We start from the raw sequence: 17,540 nt of genomic DNA on the forward strand, positions 1-17,540 counted from the left end.
TCAGCAGCCAACATGACGCGGATGTCCGCGTGGACACGGGGTGCCCGCCCTAGGTATGCGAGAGCGGCACGTGGCTAGTTGGTCTTCGGATTGAGCAGATACTCGCCGCCGCTCGCATGCCCCGACGACAGGATGATCCCGTACGACGGCACCTGTCCATCGCTGCTCTTGCTGACCTTGTCGCGTATGGCGAGCAGCATGTCGCGCGCGGGGATTTCGCCCTGCGCCGCCTCGAGCTGGCGCAGCAGGTGCCAGGTGAAGGGCGAGTGGCCGTCGAGGGAGCTGTCGGCCACGACTTCTTCGCCGCCCGAGGACAGCGCCACCACCGAGCGCCGCATCAGGATGGCGTTGCGGCTCATGCCGGTCTTCTGTTCGGCTGCCGCGCCTTCGCGCGTGAGGGCGCCGGAAAAGCAGCTATCGGACACCAGCAGCAGCTGGCGCGCCGGCATGTTGGCCAGGAAGCGGGCGATGTCGATGTTCGACAGCCAGCCGCGCGGATCGTCGACGTTGGCGCCCGTCGGAATCCAGTAGCCGACCGAGGAGCCCGGGTGGATATAGCCATGGCCGGCATAGAACACCAGCACGCTGTCGTCCGGTTCGCTGCCGCGGATCAGGCGGTTGAGCGAGGCGATCATGCTGGAGCGGTCGGCGTCGAGCAGCTGGTCGACCTGGTAGCCCTGCCGCTGCAGCAGGCCGGCGACGGCGCGCGCATCGCGTCCCGCGCCTTCCAGTTGGGACAGCGGCGAGTGGTAGTCGTTGTTGCCGATCACGAGCGCCAGCTTGCGCTTGATGCGCATGGCGGGTGCCGCGCCGCCCGTGTCCTCGCTCACCTGCGCCTGGTAGGCCATGCGCGGTTTGGCGATGCAGTCGGCCAGCTCCGTCTCGCCGCAGGTTTTGAGGGTGCCGATGCCGGGGGCGCGCGTGATGGCGTCCCCGGCCTGCAGGAACAGTTCCTTGCGCTGCGGCGTCGCGCCGCCGGCCACGCTGGCGGCCAGGGCGACGCTGCCGGCGGCGAGGGCGTCCGGCACGCGCGGCAGCGCCAGGGGGGCCTGCATCAGGCTCTGCACCGGTACCGGCGGTTCGGTAGCGGCGGCCACGCCTTCCACATTCAGGATGCCGTCCACCGTGCTGACGCTGTAGTTCGGGCCGGCGTCGGCGCCCGTGAAGCGAATCGGGAAGCTGCCGGCGCCGGCACCGTCGGCCGCCAGGTTCACGCCGCCGACCAGGCTGGGGCCGTCGGCATACTGGAAGCCGCTGGCTTGCCAGGTAAAGGGCGGCAGCGCGCCGCCCAGGCGCATCGCCTTGTCGTCGGCTTTGAGCACCAGCGGCGCCCTGTCGATGGTGACCGTGCCGGGCAGGTAGACGATGTCGTATTTGCTCGAACCCAGGCCGCCCGGCAGCACGCCGTAGCTGCCGGCATTGATGGCGCCGATGCCGCTGCCGCCGTAGCCGAGCTGGCCGCTGAGCTGGGCCATGCTGTCGCCGCCTTGCAGGCCCGTGACCGACACCGACAGGTCGCCCGCCCCGATGGCGCCGCTGCCGTAGACCCGGCGCAGGTCGAGCGCATCGATCACGAGGTCGTACTGGCCCTTTGAAAAGCTGCGCAGGGAAGGGGTGCCGTCGACCATGCGCCAGGTGCGCTCGAAATCCCAGCCGGTATAGGTGGCGAGCGATTGCAGCTCGGCCGTGGTCTTGCCGGTGCCGCTGCTGCTGTTCGTCGTGCCGCTGGTGTCGGTATTCCAGAAGCTGTTGGTGACGCCGGTCCTGCCGCTGCCGACCAGGCCGCCCCCGGCGCCTGCGCCGCTGTCGTTGCCGACCGTGCCGCTGGCGAAGCTGTTGCTGATGGTGCCGCCATTGGCGCCCACCAAGCCTCCCTCGTAACCGCTCTCGGCGAGGACGCTGGCGCTGCTGTAGCTGTTGCTGATGTCGCCGAAGTTGCCGCCCACTAGACCGCCGCTGCCGGAGTACTGGGACAGCACCGTGCCGCTCGAAAAACTGGCGTCGACGCGCGCGCCCTGCTGGTTGCGGCCCACCAGGGCGCCGACGTAGTACAGGCCGTCGACGCTGGCGTTGCTGACACCGAGGTTGCGCACCGTGCCGTAGTTCACCCCGACCAGGCCCACGTAGGGCTGCTGCGGCAGCAGCAGGTTCAGGTTGCGCACCCGGTGGCCATCGCCGTCGAGCGTACCCATCAAATAGGGAAGGAAGAGGCCGGGCGCGGCAGCCAGGTCGATGTCCGCGTTCAGCCGAAAGCTCAGGGCGGGGTCGTCGACGAAGCCGAGCATGGCGTTCATTCCCGCCACGGTCGACACCAGGTAGGCGCCGCTGGCCGCGTCGCGCGGCAGCACATTGGCGTAGTTCGCGATGGCCAGCCGGCGGCCGTTGCCGATCCAGTCGTTGTATTGGCCGCCGCGCAAGCCGCCCATCGTCAGCATGCCGGTGCTATGGTTGATCAGTACGGCGTCGGCGTTGTAGTGGGTATTGCGCAGGATGCCGGAGTCGAAATCGCCGATGACCCCGCCCAGGGTGGATGTGCCGGTGATGTTGGCCGTGCTGACGCTGTCGAGCAGTTGTCCGCCCTGGTACTGGAAGCCGACCAGGCCGCCGACGCTGTCGCTTCCGTGCAGCTCCCCGCTGACCGAGACGTTCTGGATCGTACCCAAATTGCTGCCGGCCACGCCCCCTGCGAGACCGCCCTGAATCCGGACATTGGCCAGGTTCAGGTTGCGGATGGTGCCGGAATTCGCGCCGACCAGGCCGGCATACATGACGCGGTCGTCGGCCGTGAGCAGGAGATTCGAGATCGTATGGCTGGCGCCATCGAACTGGCCATTGAAGGTGGGCAGGAACAGGGCGGGTTCCTGCGCCAGGTCGATGTCGGCGGTCAGCCGCAGCCTGATGCCGGCGTTGGCGAAGCCGAGCAGGTCGCGCACGCCTTGCAGCGTGCCCAGGGTGTAGCTGTCGGTCTGCGCATCGTAGGGCAGCGACGCGGCATAGTCGGCGATGCGCAGCTTGCGCCCGCCTGCCAGCCAGGCCGCGAACTGGCCGCCGAGGATGGCGCCGGGACCGAGCGCATGATCGGCATAGCCTTCGTCGCTCGCATTGTAGAAGCTGTTGCCGATGCTCGATCCGGCAAACAGGGATGCGTCGCCGATCAGGCCCGTCCCCTCGAAGGCCCCGTCCAGCGAGACGCCACTGGTATAGCTGCTGTCGATCACAAGGCGCGGCGTGCGGGCCCCGCCGAACGTAAGCGTACCCACCAGGCCCCCGGCTGTCCCGCTGCCGCTGCTCCTGACGCTGCCGCCGGCGACATAGGTGTTGAAAATGGACGCGTTCGCCGAGTCCACGCTGCCGGCCAGGGCGCCCGTCGATGTGCCGCCCGTGATGTCCGGATCGACCAGGCCCAGGTCGCGTACGGTCCCGCGCAAGGCGCCGAAGAGTCCCACATAGCTGCTGCTGCGGTTGATGGTGAGGTTGCCGATGACATGGCCAAAGCCGTGCAGCTGGCCCGAGAACGGCGTTTGCGCGGTCCCGAGCGGCTCCCATCCCTGTCCATTGTTGTCGGAGGCCGTCTCCGACGCATCGAGGTCGGTGGTCAGCACGTAGTTGCCGCCAGGGTTGGCGCGCGCCGTGACGGCCAGTGCGTCGGGACTCCATTCGTTGATCACCGTGAACGGTACGCCGTTCATCGTCACGCGCGGCGTCAGCCCGCCCAGCGTGATCTTGTTCTCGCCCAGGCGGTAGCCGGCGCCGAAATTCAGGACCAGGCCGGCGTTGTCGCCGCTGGCGTTCAGATTGGCCGGCGCCGCCAGGTTGGGGTTGAACGGGTCGAGAATCGCGCCCGATGCGAACAGGATCGAATTTTGCGCCGTGAGCGTGAGCGTGGTGTCGGCTTCCCAGCTGATGGGCGCATTCACGTGGATGTCGCCGGCGCCGCTGCGCGCACCGGCCACGCTCTCGATCGTGACGTTGCCCTGCGCAAGATTGGAGGACAGGGTGAGGCCGCTGATGTCGTCGCCGGGCGCCTCGCCGATGGTGTAGTCCTGCGGGTCGATCAGCCAGGTGCCATGGCGCCCGCTGGCCGACAGGGTGTTGACGCGCGCCTTCGGTCCTGCCTGCACCCGCGCCGCCGAGGTCTCGATCATGCCGCCTTTCATGGCGCCGCGCGCATCGATGCCGGCGTCCGGACGCACGCGGCCCGCCTGCAGGTCGCCGAAGATGGCGACGCTGCCGGCCTCTCCCTGGGCCGCGCTCACATCGATGCTGCCGCTGGCCTCGACCTCGCCGCCGATCAGCGAGACCGTGCCGCCGTTGCTGCGCACCGCGCCGGCGCGCACGATGCCGCTCTCGATCACGAGGCCGCCGGCGCCCCCGGCAACGCCGCTGGCGGCCAGCGCGATGCGGCCGCCCTCGCTGTCGAGGATGCCGCTGTTGGCGACGCTTGCCTGCGGCGCGGCCAGCGTGACCTGGGCCTGGATCAGGCCATCGCTGGAAAGGTTGATGCGCACCGCGTCGCCGGCGGCCAGCGTGATGGCGCCCTGCGGCGCCGTGATGCTGCCGCTGTTGCCGACAGCGGCGCCGGCCAGCACCACGCTGCCGCCGTCGGCCGTCCGGATGGTCCCGGCGTTGTTGACGGCGCCGCGTGTGGCGACCTGCGGGGCGCCGGAGAGGAAGCTGGCGTCGCTGACCGTGCCGGCGGCCGTTACAAGGCCGCTGACGTCGACCCGCGCGGAAGACCCGAACAACACGCCGTTCGGGTTGACCAGGTAGACCCGCCCATTGCTGGTAAGCCTGCCCGCGATGTCGCTCGGCCCGCCGGCCACGCGGTTCAGGATGGTGGACGCGGCGCCCGGCTGGATGAACTGCACCGCCGCATCGCGCCCGATATTGAAGCTCTGCCAGTTGACGATCGCCTTGTCGCTGGCCTGGTGCACGCGCAAGGTGGCGGCGTCCTGCTGCAGCGTGACGGCGCCGCTGGCGACCTGGCCGCCGGCCGGCAGGGCGTTCGGCGCGGTCTGGGAGCGCGCCAGCGCAGGCAGGGCCAGCAGGCAGAAGCAGACGGTCGGACGCAGCCGCAGCGGCAGGTTCAGCATGGTCATCTCCCTTCAGAAGCGTACGGTTGCGAACGACCAGAGACGGTAGCGGCGCGAGCGGCCGTCGCTGTCCGTGCCGGTGAGCGGATCGGCCAGCGGATTTCGCCCGACCTTGGCCGCACCGATCAGCGACAGCTCGACGCGCGGCCCCGGATTCCAGACCAGGCCCGCGCCGGCGCCCTTGAGCTGCACCTCGTTGCGGCCCTTGAGGCCGGGCCAGGGATGGCGGTGCTGTTCGATCCAGCCGTGGTCGTAGAAGGCGAAGGCGCGCAGGCCGTCGCGCAGGCGCAGGTGGTATTCGAACTGCGCGATCGCGCTCTGGTCGCCGGCCGTTTCCCCTGCCGGATAAGCGCGCACGGCGCCCATGCCGCCGAGCAGGAAGGTTTCGGACGAATCGAGATTGGTGCTGGCCGCCTGGCCGGACAGCTTGACGACCAGGTCGCCGCGCTTGCCGATCGGCTGGCTGCGGGTGTAGCCGGCGCCGAGCTTGGCGAAGCGGCCATGCAGGCGCGCGGTGGCGGCGTCGCTCAGCGCATCGGCGCCCTCGGCGCCGACCTGCGTGTAGCCGCCGCTGAGGTTGAACCAGCCTGCGCTGAGCACCTCGCCAGCGCTCCAGTCGGCGCGCATGCCCAGCGTCAGTTCGCTGACCCGGTGTTCGCTGGTGGTCACGCCCAGCTGGCGGTTGGTGAGGCGCCGTTGCAGCAGTTCGGCGTTCAGGTAGACGCTGCGCGCGCGGGTGCGCTGCAGGGCGCGCGAAGCGGTGAAAGCCAGCATGCCCGTGCTGCCGCGCGCATCGAGCGGCGTGAAGACGCAGCACAAATGGTAGCGGCTCGCCTGCCCGGTCACACCGAGGCGCCAGTCGCGCCCGGCCGGTGCCTGGTAGCTCAGGTGCAGGTTGCGCTGGTTGGGCGTGAGCAGCTGCGCGTGGAGTGTCAGCTGGTCGGCATGGCCGGTGAGATTGGCCACGCGCAGGCTGAGCGAATCGTGCCAGCGGCTGGTGTAGCGGTTGCCGGTATTGTCGACGCTGGCGCTGGCCGTCACGCGCCGGCCCTGCTCGATCTCGAACACGACATCGTATTCACCCAGCGTGGCGGCCGGCACCAGCACCGCGCGCGCCGGCATGCCGAGGTAGTCGGAGACCCGGTAGACGGCTTCTTCCAGGCGCTCGCGCACGATCGGCGCGCCTGCGGCCAGGACGCCGCGCGCGCTGGCCAGGGCGCCGTCGCGCGCGCTGCCGGGCGTGAATGCCGGGTCGAGCCGCAGCTGGCCAACCGCGCCCTGCAGGATGCGGATTTCGACCACGCCATGCTGGACGTCCTGCAGCGGCACCCAGGCCTTGGCGACGATGCGCTGCTGGTCGTTCTGCAGGTAGCGCTCGATCCTGGCCGCCACGCCGTGCAGCGCCTTCAGGGTGACCACCTTGCCGCCTTCGCCGGCCAGCATGCTTTCCATCTCGGCCACGGGCAGGCCGTCGAGCTTGCCGGAGAAGCGGAAGGCGCGCACCTCGAGGCTGCCTTCCGCGATGTCGACCGGCGCGCCGGCCGGCGCATGGCGGGGAGCCGGGGCGAGGACCGGCCGCGGCGCGCTGGCCGGGCTGGGTGTGGGAGGAGTGGGGCGGGGTTCGAGCGTGCCGGCCTGGGGCGGCACCGTCTGGGCAGGGCAGGAAAACGGCAGCAGGGCCAGCGCATACGCGAAGGGGGAAAACCGCTTTTTCATGTCCACTAAGCCCGTTATTTGTTTAGCTTTCGGCGTGACCAGAATGCGAGTGCGCAAAAAAGAATGCTCTTTTTGTATTTATTGGTCAATATACTTTTTGAAAGATTTTGGCCAGATGTGGCGTGGCGGCACGGCGACGGGGATAAAAAAGCCGCCCGGCGAGGCGGGCGGCTTGGGGCGGCAGGTCGATGCCGCATGCATGAACGTTGAAAACCGTTTAGAAGGTTTCCCATTCGTCGGCGCTGGCGCGTGCCGCCGATTTGGCCGGCGCGGCCGCTTTTGAAGCGCGCAGGGCAGGCGCCGGGCGGGCGAGGGCGCGGGCCGGGGCAGCCGGGGCGCTTGGCGCCGCCAGGGCCGGGCCGGCCAGCTTGAACACGCCGACCACTTGCGCCAGCTTTGCCGCCTGGTCCTGCATCGAGGCGGCAGCGGCGGCCGATTCTTCGACCAGCGCGGCGTTCTGCTGGGTGACCTGGTCCATCTGGCCGATGGCCTGGTTGACCTGCTCGATGCCGCCGGTTTGTTCGGCGCTGGCGTGGGTGATCTCGGCCATGATGTCGGTGACGCGGCGGATCGAGGAGACCACTTGCTCCATTGTCGCGCCGGCCTGGTCGACCAATTTGGCGCCGGCGTCGACCTTGTCGACCGAGTCGCCGATCAGGACCTTGATCTCCTTTGCCGCCGCAGCCGAACGCTGGGCCAGGTTGCGCACTTCCGAGGCGACGACCGCGAAGCCGCGGCCCTGTTCGCCCGCACGCGCCGCTTCGACGGCAGCGTTCAGCGCCAGGATGTTGGTCTGGAAGGCGATGCCGTCGATGACGCCGATGATGTCGACGATCTTGCGCGAGGATTCGTTGATCGAACCCATGGTCGTGATGACCTGGCCGACCACTGCGCCGCCTTGCACCGCGACTTCGGATGCAGTAATGGATAACTGGTTCGCCTGGCGCGCATTGTCGGCGTTCTGGCGCACGGTGGTGGTCAGTTCTTCCATCGAGGCGGCGGTTTCTTCCAGCGCGCCGGCCTGCTGTTCGGTGCGTGCCGAGAGGTCCAGGTTGCCGGCCGAGATTTCAGCCGAGCCGGTGGCGATGGTGTCGGTGCCGGCGCGAACCTGGGACACGATCTTGACCAGGCTGTCGTTCATGTGGCGCAGGGCGCGCAGCAGGGCGCCGGTTTCGTCCTGGGCGGTGGTGTGGATGTTGCGGGTCAGGTCGCCGTTCGCCACGGTCTCAGCCAGTTCCAGCGCATCGTGGATCGGACGGGTGATGCCGCGGGTGAGCAGCCACGACAGGATCGCGCCGAGCAGCACGGCGGCAGTGGTCAGCACCGCGATGATCGTCGTGCTGCGCGCGGCATTGGCGTCGATCGCCTTGGCGGTGGCGTCGATGCTGGTGCGCTGCATCTCCACCAGTTCGTGCAGCAGTTCCTGGTACAGCTTCGAGGCAGGCGTGAAGTTCTGGTCGAGCAGGCGCGCCGCTTCTTCTTCGTTGCCGGCGGCCTTGGCCTTGACGGCGCCGTCGCGCGAGGCGCTGTAGAGCTTACGCTGGTCGAGGATCTTCGCGAACAGGGCTTTCTCGGCATCGCCGTCGATCAGCGGCTCGATCCCCTTGAGCAGTTCGGCGGCCTTCTTCACCGAGGCAGCCGAGTCTTCCTTGAAATAAGGGCCCAGGGCCGGGTCGGTGCTCTTGACGATGGCGGCGGTACGGCGGATCGACGCGAAGTTCAGGCTGTACCAGTCGGTGATCAGGCGCTCTTTCGTGAGCGGCGCGGCCATCATGGTGCGGGTTGCATCGGCCACTTCGTTGAGGCGCCAGATGCCTGCGCAAGCGATCAGCACGGTCATGGCGAGGATCAGCGCGAAGCCGAGTCCGAGGCGCTTGCCGATCTTGATGTTCGAGATAAAGCCCATTACAGCATTTCCTTGTCGTTGATGGAGTTGGGCGTGGCGGCCTGTGCACGAACGGCGGCCACGTAGCAGCCCGAGCGGGCGCTTCAAGGGTGTGGATTCTACGAGTGTTTCGTTCAATAATGAAGTAAAAAGATGACCTAGGGAAAGTTTTACGACACTTTTGCCGTTAGCCTTACCACGTTGATTGTTAAATATTGCTATGAAGCATTGAGTTTGCTAGGCTTGCGGACCTCCGGAATCTGCACTAGATTCCTGTCACCCGCGTCCAGTGGCGCCTCACAAAAAAGACCATGAAACCATCGACCCGCACACTGAAACACCTCCTGCTGGCCGGCGCCGCAGTCACCACCGCTGCCCATGCCGCCCCCCTGCCACCGGCATTCACCACCCAGCTGGACAAGGATTTCCCGGCCATCGAGGCCCTCTACCAGGACCTGCACCGCAATCCCGAGCTGGCCTTCAACGAGCACCAGACTGCAAAGAAGCTGGCCGAGCGCGTCAAGGCGCTGGGCTTTGAAGTCACGACCGGCGTCGGCGGCACCGGCATCGTCGCGATCCTGAAAAATGGTCCCGGCCCGACCGCAATGCTGCGTACCGAACTCGACGCGCTGCCGGTGCTGGAAAAGACCGGCCTGGCCTTCGCCAGCACGGCCACGGCCAAGAACGCGGCCGGCGAAACCGTGCCGACCATGCACGCCTGCGGCCACGACGTCCACATGTCGGCCTGGTATGCCACCGCCAAGCTGATGGCGGAAAACCGCAAGGCCTGGAGCGGCACCCTGATGCTGGTCGGCCAGCCGGCCGAAGAGCCGCTGACCGGCTCGGCCGCGATGCTCAAGGATGGCCTGTTCAAGCGCTTCCCGAAGCCTGACTACGCGATCTCGATGCACGACGAAGGCACGCTGCCGGCAGGCCAGGTGGGCTGGCGCGCCGGCCACTTCCGCGCCTCCGCGGACACCATCACCATCACCATCCACGGCCAGGGCGGCCATGGCGCCACGCCGCAGGAAACGCGCGACCCGGTCGTCATGTCGGCACGTGTCGTGATGGCGCTGCAAACCCTGATCTCGCGCGAGAACAACCCGGCCGACCCGGTCGTCATCACCGTCGGCAGCATCCACGGCGGCACCCAGGCCAACATCGTGCCCGACCAGGTCAAGCTGATGCTGACGGTGCGTACCTTCAAGCCGGAAGTGCGCCAGCGCGTGCTGGCCAGCATCGTGCGCGAAGTCGAAGGCGAAGCCATGGCCGCCGGCATGCCGAAGAAACCGGAAGTGAACATCGTGCCGGGCGCCGATTCGGTCTACAACGATCCCGAGCTGACCGCGCGCGCCGTGACGGCGGTGCAGGGCGCGCTGGGCAACCAGAACGTGGTCGAAATGCCGGCCAAGATGACCTCGGAAGACTTCGCCAACTACGGCCAGGCCGGCGTCAAGGCGGTGCTGCTGCACGTCGGTGCGGTGGAGCCGGGCAAGCTGGCCGCGGCGCGCAAGGCCGGCAAGTACCCGCCGGGCACGCACTCGCCGCAGTGGGCGCCGGACTTCAAGCCGACCGTGCGTTCCTTCATCATGGCCGAGACGGCGATCCTGCTCGACCTGCTCAAGCCGGGCGCGAAGTAATCACCCTCTGAGTTTGAAAAGAAACAGCCGCCCGGCAATGCGCCGGGTGGCTTTTTTTCTAGGACGGCACATTTAGCTTGTCACAAGCTGACTCTAGTTTAGTCAGATAGGCCGCAGGGTTTTTCCTGAAACGGAACCGCAGGCAGCGTGACTGGCGGCGACGTTCGAGCGCGGCGCGTTCGCTGTACCAGCGGGCATGCGACACGGCAGCCAACATGTCCTGTGTCACCGTGCGAGTACGAGTAAAAACGGCAGCGGCCATTCGCACACACCCACTGAGTACCAGGGACGGCGAAGCGACCTTGCGGCCGCTGGCGCGGCGGTCGTGATAACGCAAGCTGCCAAAAGCTTGTTCGAGGGCGTTGTTAGTGCGCGGCAGGCCCGGGATCCGGTAGCAATGGAAAAGATCCAGGCCATACCCGCGGGTCACTCTGATGAAATGGGAAGCGGCCTCGCGCAGTGCTGCGGACAGACCGGCAGCGCTACTTTCCAGTTCCAGGCGGCCGATCCAGTCCTGATAGCGCCCCGCGACAAGGTCGGCTGGCAGTGCGTCACTATTGGCGAGGATGGACGATGCTGCGTGCACCCAAGAAGCGCCCAGCTCAACGTCGGGCCACAAGGTGGCAGTACGTTGAAGCGCCCGCTCCAGCATATCGCGCAGGCGCCTGAGCGCCGTCAGCGCCCCTTTTTTTCGGCGCTTCGCCGCACACTGGCATGGATATCAGTGAGATGTCGATGCAGGCGCAATCCTGCAAACACCAGTGGCGGATGCGCGTCTTCGGTCATCGCACTGCGCACGGCGGCGCAGTAGCCGGTCACCACATCGGCTGCTGCGCCGCCATCAGCGGCGGCGCATTCGAGCGGGCGTACCCCCCGTACCAGTTTTTTCAGCTCTTTCTTGGCATGCCGATCTGCCTCCCACAAAGGGCTGGCTGCCTCTCGTAGATAGTGGAATTGGCATAGTTGGTGTGCCACACCCGGCAGGGCAGCGGCGACAGCGTGCCGAACACTGCGCTGACCGTCGGATACCACGGCAATCACCGGGACCGGCAGCGCCCGAGCCACTTGCTCGATCAACGGTTGCAGTTCCGATTTGGCCGACGACAAAAGGCTGCGTGCGCAAAGCACTTCGCCCGACAGCACTTCGCGCACCACCCATAACACTTCATGGCCGACATCGGGCTGCAAACCATCGATCGCCAAAATGGCGTGTCCCTGTGCCGCCAGCTTCGCGCCGCGCTCGGGAAGCGTGTCCAGAGAGAGGCTGAGTAATATGTCGTAGTGCGCCAGCAAATTGGACACGCTACGCTCGCCCAGCGTCACGCCGTCCTGCAGCAAGCGTTGATGGATTTCGGCACGGGATCGGTGTTCCCGGTATCGCAGCTGCCCGACACGCAGCACGACATCGAGACCGAATTCCTGATCAGGCAATGCCCAGCTCCCTTCAGCTTCGGGATGGCACACTTTGTGGAATCGTTCACAAGAGCTGTTTTGACAGCGGCGAATCTGCAGCCGAAGCAGAACCAACCCGCTCATCGTCATCAGCTTGCGCGTCTTGGTGTACGCCACTGGCATCGCATGCCCGCATGCAGCGCAGTGGGTCAGGGTAACCGGGAGCCGGTGCTCACTTTCGGCGTTATCACGAGCAATGCGTCCAGACATGGCAACTCTCCTTCATGCATGTCCGTTTGACCACGGTCGGGAGAGAAAAGTCCGGCACAAGCGGAATGTGCCGTCCTAGTTTTTTTTGGTGCGCCCGGCAGGGCGCACTTACTTGGAGGTGAAAGTCCTCTACTCACCCGGCAAGGGGAAGAGTTAGCGGAAGGCAAGGGTGTCGTGGGCGACTGCGAATCTGGAGGAAGCCGGAAGCAAAGCGCTGGCCTGACGAACAGGAAGCGGATGAGGCGGCGCGGCGGGGTGAGATGTCCAAAATCATCAAAGCCCAATACTTGCACGGAACGCTGCGACGTAGATCCGACAGGCATAAGCGTGAAGGTGAGTGCGCAATACCCGGGGAGATCTGCATGCATGCCTAGTGCTACCGACATCGAGAGGTGTTGGGATGTGCATGCAGAAGTCAGCAGACGGCATAGTAGGTTGGGCCAAGGCGGTGAGCCGAAGAGAACCCGACCGAAGGCCTGAACATTGAACAACGCGATTAGGACATTCGACCTCGATGCAAATCGACGACGCAACAAGGCAGGCAACTGCGCCAGATACGGAAAGAGGCGGCCGGATGTCGTCAATGGCTGTGCCTGGTGCCGAGGTTGGCACGGCGGCGGATGGGCAAACGAAAGCGGAAGGACTGCGGCAGATGGATGCCGTGGTTGAACGTAACAACCTGTGGCGAGCGTATGAGCGAGTCATGCGGAACAAGGGTGCGGCAGGAGTCGACGGACTCACCGTGGCCGAATTCAAGGCATGGCTGCAACAGCACTGGCCAAGCGTCAGGGCAGCATTGCTAGCGGGCGATTACATGCCAATGGCGATTCGCAAAGTGGAAATACCGAAGCCGAATGGCGGGGTAAGAACACTGGGCATCCCGACGGTACTGGACCGTTTGATCCAGCAAGCGCTGCTGCAAATTCTGCAACCAGAATTCGAACCTGAATTCTCCGAGCATAGCTACGGGTTCCGACCGGGCCGCAATGCATGGCAAGCGGTGCAACGAGCGCAAGGCTTTATTTGGGAAGGCCGCCGCTGGGTGGTTGACCTCGATCTGGAGAAGTTCTTCGATCGTGTTAACCACGACATTCTGATGTCGCGGATAGCGCGCAAGGTCAAGGATGAACGGGTTTTAAAACTGATCCGGCGTTACCTCGAAGCGGGCATGATGTCTGACGGGATCGTCAGCGCGAGGACGGAGGGCACGCCGCAAGGCGGGCCGCTGTCGCCGCTGCTGTCGAACATCCTGCTGACTGACTTGGATCGCGAACTGGAACGTCGGGGCCACCTGTTCTGCCGTTACGCCGATGACTGCAATATCTACGTCAGGAGCGAAATAGCAGGGCAACACGCGATGGCTGCGATCACCGATTATCTGGAGCGGAAACTCAAGCTTCGAGTGAATCGGGAGAAAAGCGCCGTAGCGCGACCCTGGGCCAGGAAGTTCCTCGGTCACAGCTTCACTTGGCATAAGCAGGCTCGTCTGAAAATCGCCGACAGCAGTTTGAAGCGACTGAAAGACAAGGTTCGGGACATCGTCGTTGGGAACGCCTCGCGCAACCTCGTCGCCACGATCAACGAACTGAACCCTGTGCTGCGTGGCTGGACATCGTACTTCCGGCTGACCGAGGTGAAGGGTGCGCTACAGGATTTGGATGGATGGATTCGCCGCAAACTTCGCTGCCTGTTGTGGCGTCAATGGAAGTACCCGTCGACACGTAACAAGCGGCTGCAAACCCGCGGACTGGATGCGGCGCGGGCGTGGAAATCGGCAAGCAATGGTCGTGGCCCATGGTGGAACGCCGGAGCGAGCCATATGAACGCTGCGTATCCGAAGAGTTCGTTCGACGTGCTCGGGTTGGTTTCGCTGCTGGAGACCCAGCAGCGCTTCCAGCTTGTTAAATGAACCGCCGTATGCGGAACCGCACGTACGGTGGTGTGAGAGGGCGACGGGGGTGACCCCGTCCCCTACTCGATTGCCTGCGCCGGGCGCGCCGCGGTACGCGATCAGGACTACACTGGATCTATCCGGTCTTGGCACAAAGCCTTTCTTTTATCCGAACAGAGAGGAGGACGTATGTCGCTCAATACTAACGGAAGTTCGACCTCGCCCTGGATGGACACCGTGTCGATCCCGGCGTTTGCCCCCTTGCAGGGCGATGCCGGCGCCGAGGTCTGCGTCATCGGCGCCGGCATCGCGGGCCTGACCTGCGCCTACCTGCTGGCGCGCGAGGGCAGGGATGTGATCCTGATCGACGCCATCGGCGTCGGGGCCGGCGAAACGGGCCGCACGACGGCCCACTTCTTTCCGCCGGACGAGTGGTATGCGGGGCTGGAGGCCGCCTTCGACACCGAGACCGCCAAACTGGTGGCGGAGAGCTACGCGGCCGCCACTGGCCTGGTGGAATCGATCGTCGCCGCCGAAGGCATCGACTGCGGCTTCGAGCGCGTCGACGGCTTCCTGTTTGCGCGTCCCGGCAACGAGGCGAAAGACCTCGAGAAGGAACGCGTTGCCGCCATCCGCGCTGGCCTGAACGCCGAGGTGCTGTTCGGCGTGCCCGGGCTGTCCTTTGCGACGGGACCCTGCGTGCGCTATCCGAACCAGGCCCAGTTCCACCCGCTGAAATACCTGGCCGGGCTGGCCGCGGCCTTCGTGCGCATGGGCGGACGCATTTATGGCGGCACCCAGGCCCATGACATCGACGATGCAGGCAATGCCCAGCTGGTGAAAACCGGCGAGGGCGCCATCCGCGCCGGCGCCGTGGTGGTGGCGACCAACACGCCCTTCCACCACCGGGTGGTCATGCATACCAAGCAGGCCGCTTACCGCACCTATGTCATCGCGCTCCAGGTGCCGGCAGGCTCGGTGCCGCACCTGCTGCTCTGGGACACCGGGGACCCTTATTTTTACGTACGGGTCGCCGCGCCCGATCCGGCCGCCGCGCACGAGCTGCTGCTGGTGGGCGGGGCCGACCACAAGGTGGGGCAGGACAGCCATCCCGAACACCGCTACGCCGAGCTCGAGCGCTGGGCGCGCGCGCATTTCCCTATGGCGGAGGCGCTTGCCTACCGCTGGTCGGGCGAGGTAATGGAGCCGAGCGACGGCCTGGCCTACCTGGGGCGCGATCCGCATGGCGGCAAGCACCGCTATCTCATCACGGGCGACTCGGGCAACGGCATGACGCACTGCACGGCTGGCGCGATGCTGGTGACGGACCTGATCGCGGGACGCGCGAACCCCTGGCAGGACGTCTATGACCCGGGCCGCAAGGGCTGGCACGGCGTCAACGACTTCATGGCCGAGCAGGCCAATACCATCTCCCAGTACAGCGACTGGCTGACCGCGGGCGAGGTCGCCTCGGCCGACGCGATTTCCCCGGGCGAGGGAGCGGTGGTGCGCGAAGGCATGCACAAGCTGGCCGTGTACCGCGACGAGGCGGGGGCCGTGCATGCGCTGTCGGCCACCTGCACCCATCTCGGCTGCGTGGTGCACTGGAATTCAGCCGAGCGCTCGTGGGACTGCCCTTGCCACGGCTCGCGTTTCGATGTCGACGGCAGGGTGCTGCATGGACCGGCGGCGCGCGCGCTGGAGCCGGCCGCACCGGGTTCGGTGCAAGGGCGTGAGCAGGGGAGGACGGAAGAGCGGAGGAATCCGCCGCCGCCGGTGTAGTTAGCCGGGGCGCCGGTACACCCGCGCAATACCGGCGCCTTTCAAAAAAAACCGCCCGACAATGCGGGCGGTTCGATCGATCACGCCATAACGCGTTTAAAACTCTTCCCACTCATCCGCACCCGCCGCCGCCGTGGCACGCGCCGCCGGCTTGGCCGGCTTGGCTGCGGCCGGCGCCTTGGCCGCACGCGCGGCCGGCTTCGGACGCACGGCAAGCGCACGCGACGGCGCTGCTTTCGCCGCTGCCGGCGCGGCAACGGCCACCGCTGCTGCCTGCGCATCGAGCTTGAACACGCCCACCACCTGGGCCAGCTTGGCCGCCTGCTCCTGCATCGCGCCCGCTGCCGCCGCCGATTCCTCGACCAGGGCCGCATTCTGCTGGGTCGCTTCGTCCATCATGCCGATCGACTGGTTCACCTGTTCGATGCCGCCGGTCTGCTCGTGGGTTGCATGGGTGATCTCGGCCATGATATCGGTCACGCGGCGGATCGATTCGACCACTTGTTCCATCGTCGCGCCGGCCTGGTCGACCAGTTTGGCGCCGAGGTCGACCTTGTCGACCGAGTCGCCGATCAGGACCTTGATCTCTTTTGCCGCCGCCGCCGAACGCTGGGCCAGGTTGCGCACTTCGGAAGCGACGACCGCAAAGCCGCGGCCCTGTTCGCCGGCACGTGCCGCTTCGACTGCCGCGTTCAGCGCCAGGATGTTGGTCTGGAAGGCGATGCCGTCGATAACGCCGATGATGTCGACGATCTTGCGCGAGGATTCGTTGATCGAACCCATGGTCGTGATCACCTGGCCGACGACGGCGCCGCCTTCGGTAGCCACGTTCGAGGCGGTGATCGCGAGTTGATTGGCCTGGCGCGCGTTGTCGGCGTTCTGGCGCACGGTGCCGGTCAGCTGCTCCATCGAGGCGGCCGTTTCTTCCAGCGAAGCGGCCTGCTGCTCGGTGCGGCTCGACAGGTCGAGGTTGCCGGCGGCGATTTCGCTCGAGGCGCCGCTGATGGTGTCGGTGCCGCTGCGTACTTCGGTGACGATCTGCACCAGGCTGTCGTTCATGTGGCGCAGCGCGCGCAGGAGGGCGCCGGTTTCGTCGCGCGTGGTGGCGTCGATACGGCGCGTCAGGTCGCCGCTGGCAACCGTCTCGGCCAGCGCGACGGCTTCGCGGATCGGACGCACGATGCTGCGCGTGAGCAGCCACGACGACAGCGCGCCGAGCAGCACCGAGAACAGGGCCAGGGTGCCGATCAGGGTTTCGCTGCTCTCGGCGCGTTCGCCGATGGTGCGCGCCGTGGTGCTGATGTTCGCGGCCTGCATGGCCACGAGCTGCTGCATCGAGTCCTGGTAGGCCTTGGCCGTCGGGGTGAAGCGCTCGTTGAGGATCTGCGCAGCGAGTTCCTCGTTGCCGTCGGCCTTGGCCTTGACGGCTTCGTCGCGTGCGCTCGAATAGGCCTTGCGCTGTTCGGTAATGCGGTCGAACAGGGCTTTTTCTTGACCCGCTTCGATCAGGGGCTCGATCTGTTTCAGCAGCTCGGCCGAGCGCTTGCCGGTCTGGGCCGCATCTTCCTTGAAGAAGGGGCCGAGGGCAGGATCGCTGCTCTTGACGATGGCGGCCGTGCGGCGCACCGCGGCGAAGACCTGCATGTACCACTCGGTGATCATGCGTTCCTTGGCCAGCGGCTCGGCCAGCACCTGGGCGGTGTTGGCGGCGCCGCTGTTGAGGCGCGCGATGCCGACCACGGCGATCAGGACGGCCATGGCCAGGGTCAGCGCGAAGCCGATCGCAAGGCGTTTACCGATGTTCAGATTGTTGAAAAAACCCATGACGCTCATGCCTATACAAATAAGAGAACAGGGAATGTAACCTTGTC

8 protein-coding genes are annotated in these 17,540 nt (G+C 66.3%); 3 read left to right on the plus strand and 5 right to left on the minus strand.

The features are described 5' to 3' along the window. Window positions 1–74 precede the first annotated feature (74 nt). The 3 genes from NMB41_RS07110 to NMB41_RS07120 all read right to left on the minus strand — a co-directional run bounded on the left by NMB41_RS07110 (window position 75) and on the right by NMB41_RS07120 (window position 8,715). Window positions 75–5,093, minus strand: a complete 5,019-nt coding sequence (locus NMB41_RS07110) for a two-partner secretion domain-containing protein (protein ID WP_494381774.1) — start codon at window positions 5,091–5,093, stop codon at window positions 75–77. A gap of 12 nt (window positions 5,094–5,105) precedes the next feature. Continuing rightward, complete coding sequence (locus tag NMB41_RS07115) at window positions 5,106–6,809, minus strand: ShlB/FhaC/HecB family hemolysin secretion/activation protein (RefSeq protein ID WP_494381775.1); 1,704 nt, start codon at window positions 6,807–6,809, stop codon at window positions 5,106–5,108. 217 nt (window positions 6,810–7,026) lie between these two features. Next, entirely contained in the window at window positions 7,027–8,715 is a 1,689-nt protein-coding gene (locus NMB41_RS07120) for a methyl-accepting chemotaxis protein (RefSeq protein WP_494381776.1), read from the minus strand. A gap of 290 nt (window positions 8,716–9,005) precedes the next feature. Between NMB41_RS07120 and NMB41_RS07125 the strand changes: the two genes are divergently transcribed. Next, window positions 9,006–10,334, plus strand: coding sequence for an amidohydrolase (locus NMB41_RS07125; RefSeq protein WP_494381777.1), 1,329 nt, complete (start codon window positions 9,006–9,008; stop codon window positions 10,332–10,334). Window positions 10,335–10,392: 58 nt separating this feature from the next. Here the strand turns inward: NMB41_RS07125 and NMB41_RS07130 are convergent. Then, window positions 10,393–11,909, minus strand: a protein-coding gene (locus NMB41_RS07130) for an ISNCY family transposase (protein ID WP_494382804.1) whose coding sequence is annotated in 2 segments (ribosomal slippage) — window positions 10,393–11,033 and window positions 11,033–11,909 — 1,518 coding nt in all. Because the reading frame shifts where the segments join, the coding sequence is not laid out codon by codon here. Window positions 11,910–12,510: 601 nt separating this feature from the next. Here NMB41_RS07130 and ltrA point away from each other — a divergent pair. Together ltrA and NMB41_RS07140 are read left to right on the plus strand one after the other, a co-directional pair. Then, a complete protein-coding gene (ltrA, locus tag NMB41_RS07135) occupies window positions 12,511–13,905 on the plus strand; it encodes a group II intron reverse transcriptase/maturase (RefSeq protein ID WP_494379832.1) in 1,395 nt (464 codons plus the stop codon). 171 nt (window positions 13,906–14,076) lie between these two features. After that, on the plus strand, window positions 14,077–15,669 hold the full coding sequence (locus tag NMB41_RS07140; RefSeq protein ID WP_494381778.1) for an FAD-dependent oxidoreductase: 1,593 nt from the start codon (window positions 14,077–14,079) through the stop codon (window positions 15,667–15,669). Between the two features lie 96 nt (window positions 15,670–15,765). Here the strand turns inward: NMB41_RS07140 and NMB41_RS07145 are convergent, their stop codons facing one another. Continuing rightward, window positions 15,766–17,493 carry a methyl-accepting chemotaxis protein gene (locus tag NMB41_RS07145; protein WP_494381779.1) on the minus strand — a complete coding sequence of 576 codons (1,728 nt, stop codon included), beginning with the start codon at window positions 17,491–17,493 and terminating at the stop codon, window positions 15,766–15,768. Between the last annotated feature and the right edge of the window lie 47 nt (window positions 17,494–17,540).

The organism is Massilia sp. FBCC-B171 (genome assembly GCF_059134155.1).

Coding starts and splice junctions, on each gene's coding strand:
- NMB41_RS07110 (WP_494381774.1), bottom strand. CDS start 5,093: ATGCTGAACCTGCCGCTGCGGCTGCGTCCGACCGTCTGCTTCTGCCTG.
- NMB41_RS07115 (WP_494381775.1), bottom strand. CDS start 6,809: ATGAAAAAGCGGTTTTCCCCCTTCGCGTATGCGCTGGCCCTGCTGCCG.
- NMB41_RS07120 (WP_494381776.1), bottom strand. CDS start 8,715: ATGGGCTTTATCTCGAACATCAAGATCGGCAAGCGCCTCGGACTCGGC.
- NMB41_RS07125 (WP_494381777.1), top strand. CDS start 9,006: ATGAAACCATCGACCCGCACACTGAAACACCTCCTGCTGGCCGGCGCC.
- ltrA (WP_494379832.1), top strand. CDS start 12,511: ATGCAAATCGACGACGCAACAAGGCAGGCAACTGCGCCAGATACGGAA.
- NMB41_RS07140 (WP_494381778.1), top strand. CDS start 14,077: ATGTCGCTCAATACTAACGGAAGTTCGACCTCGCCCTGGATGGACACC.
- NMB41_RS07145 (WP_494381779.1), bottom strand. CDS start 17,493: ATGGGTTTTTTCAACAATCTGAACATCGGTAAACGCCTTGCGATCGGC.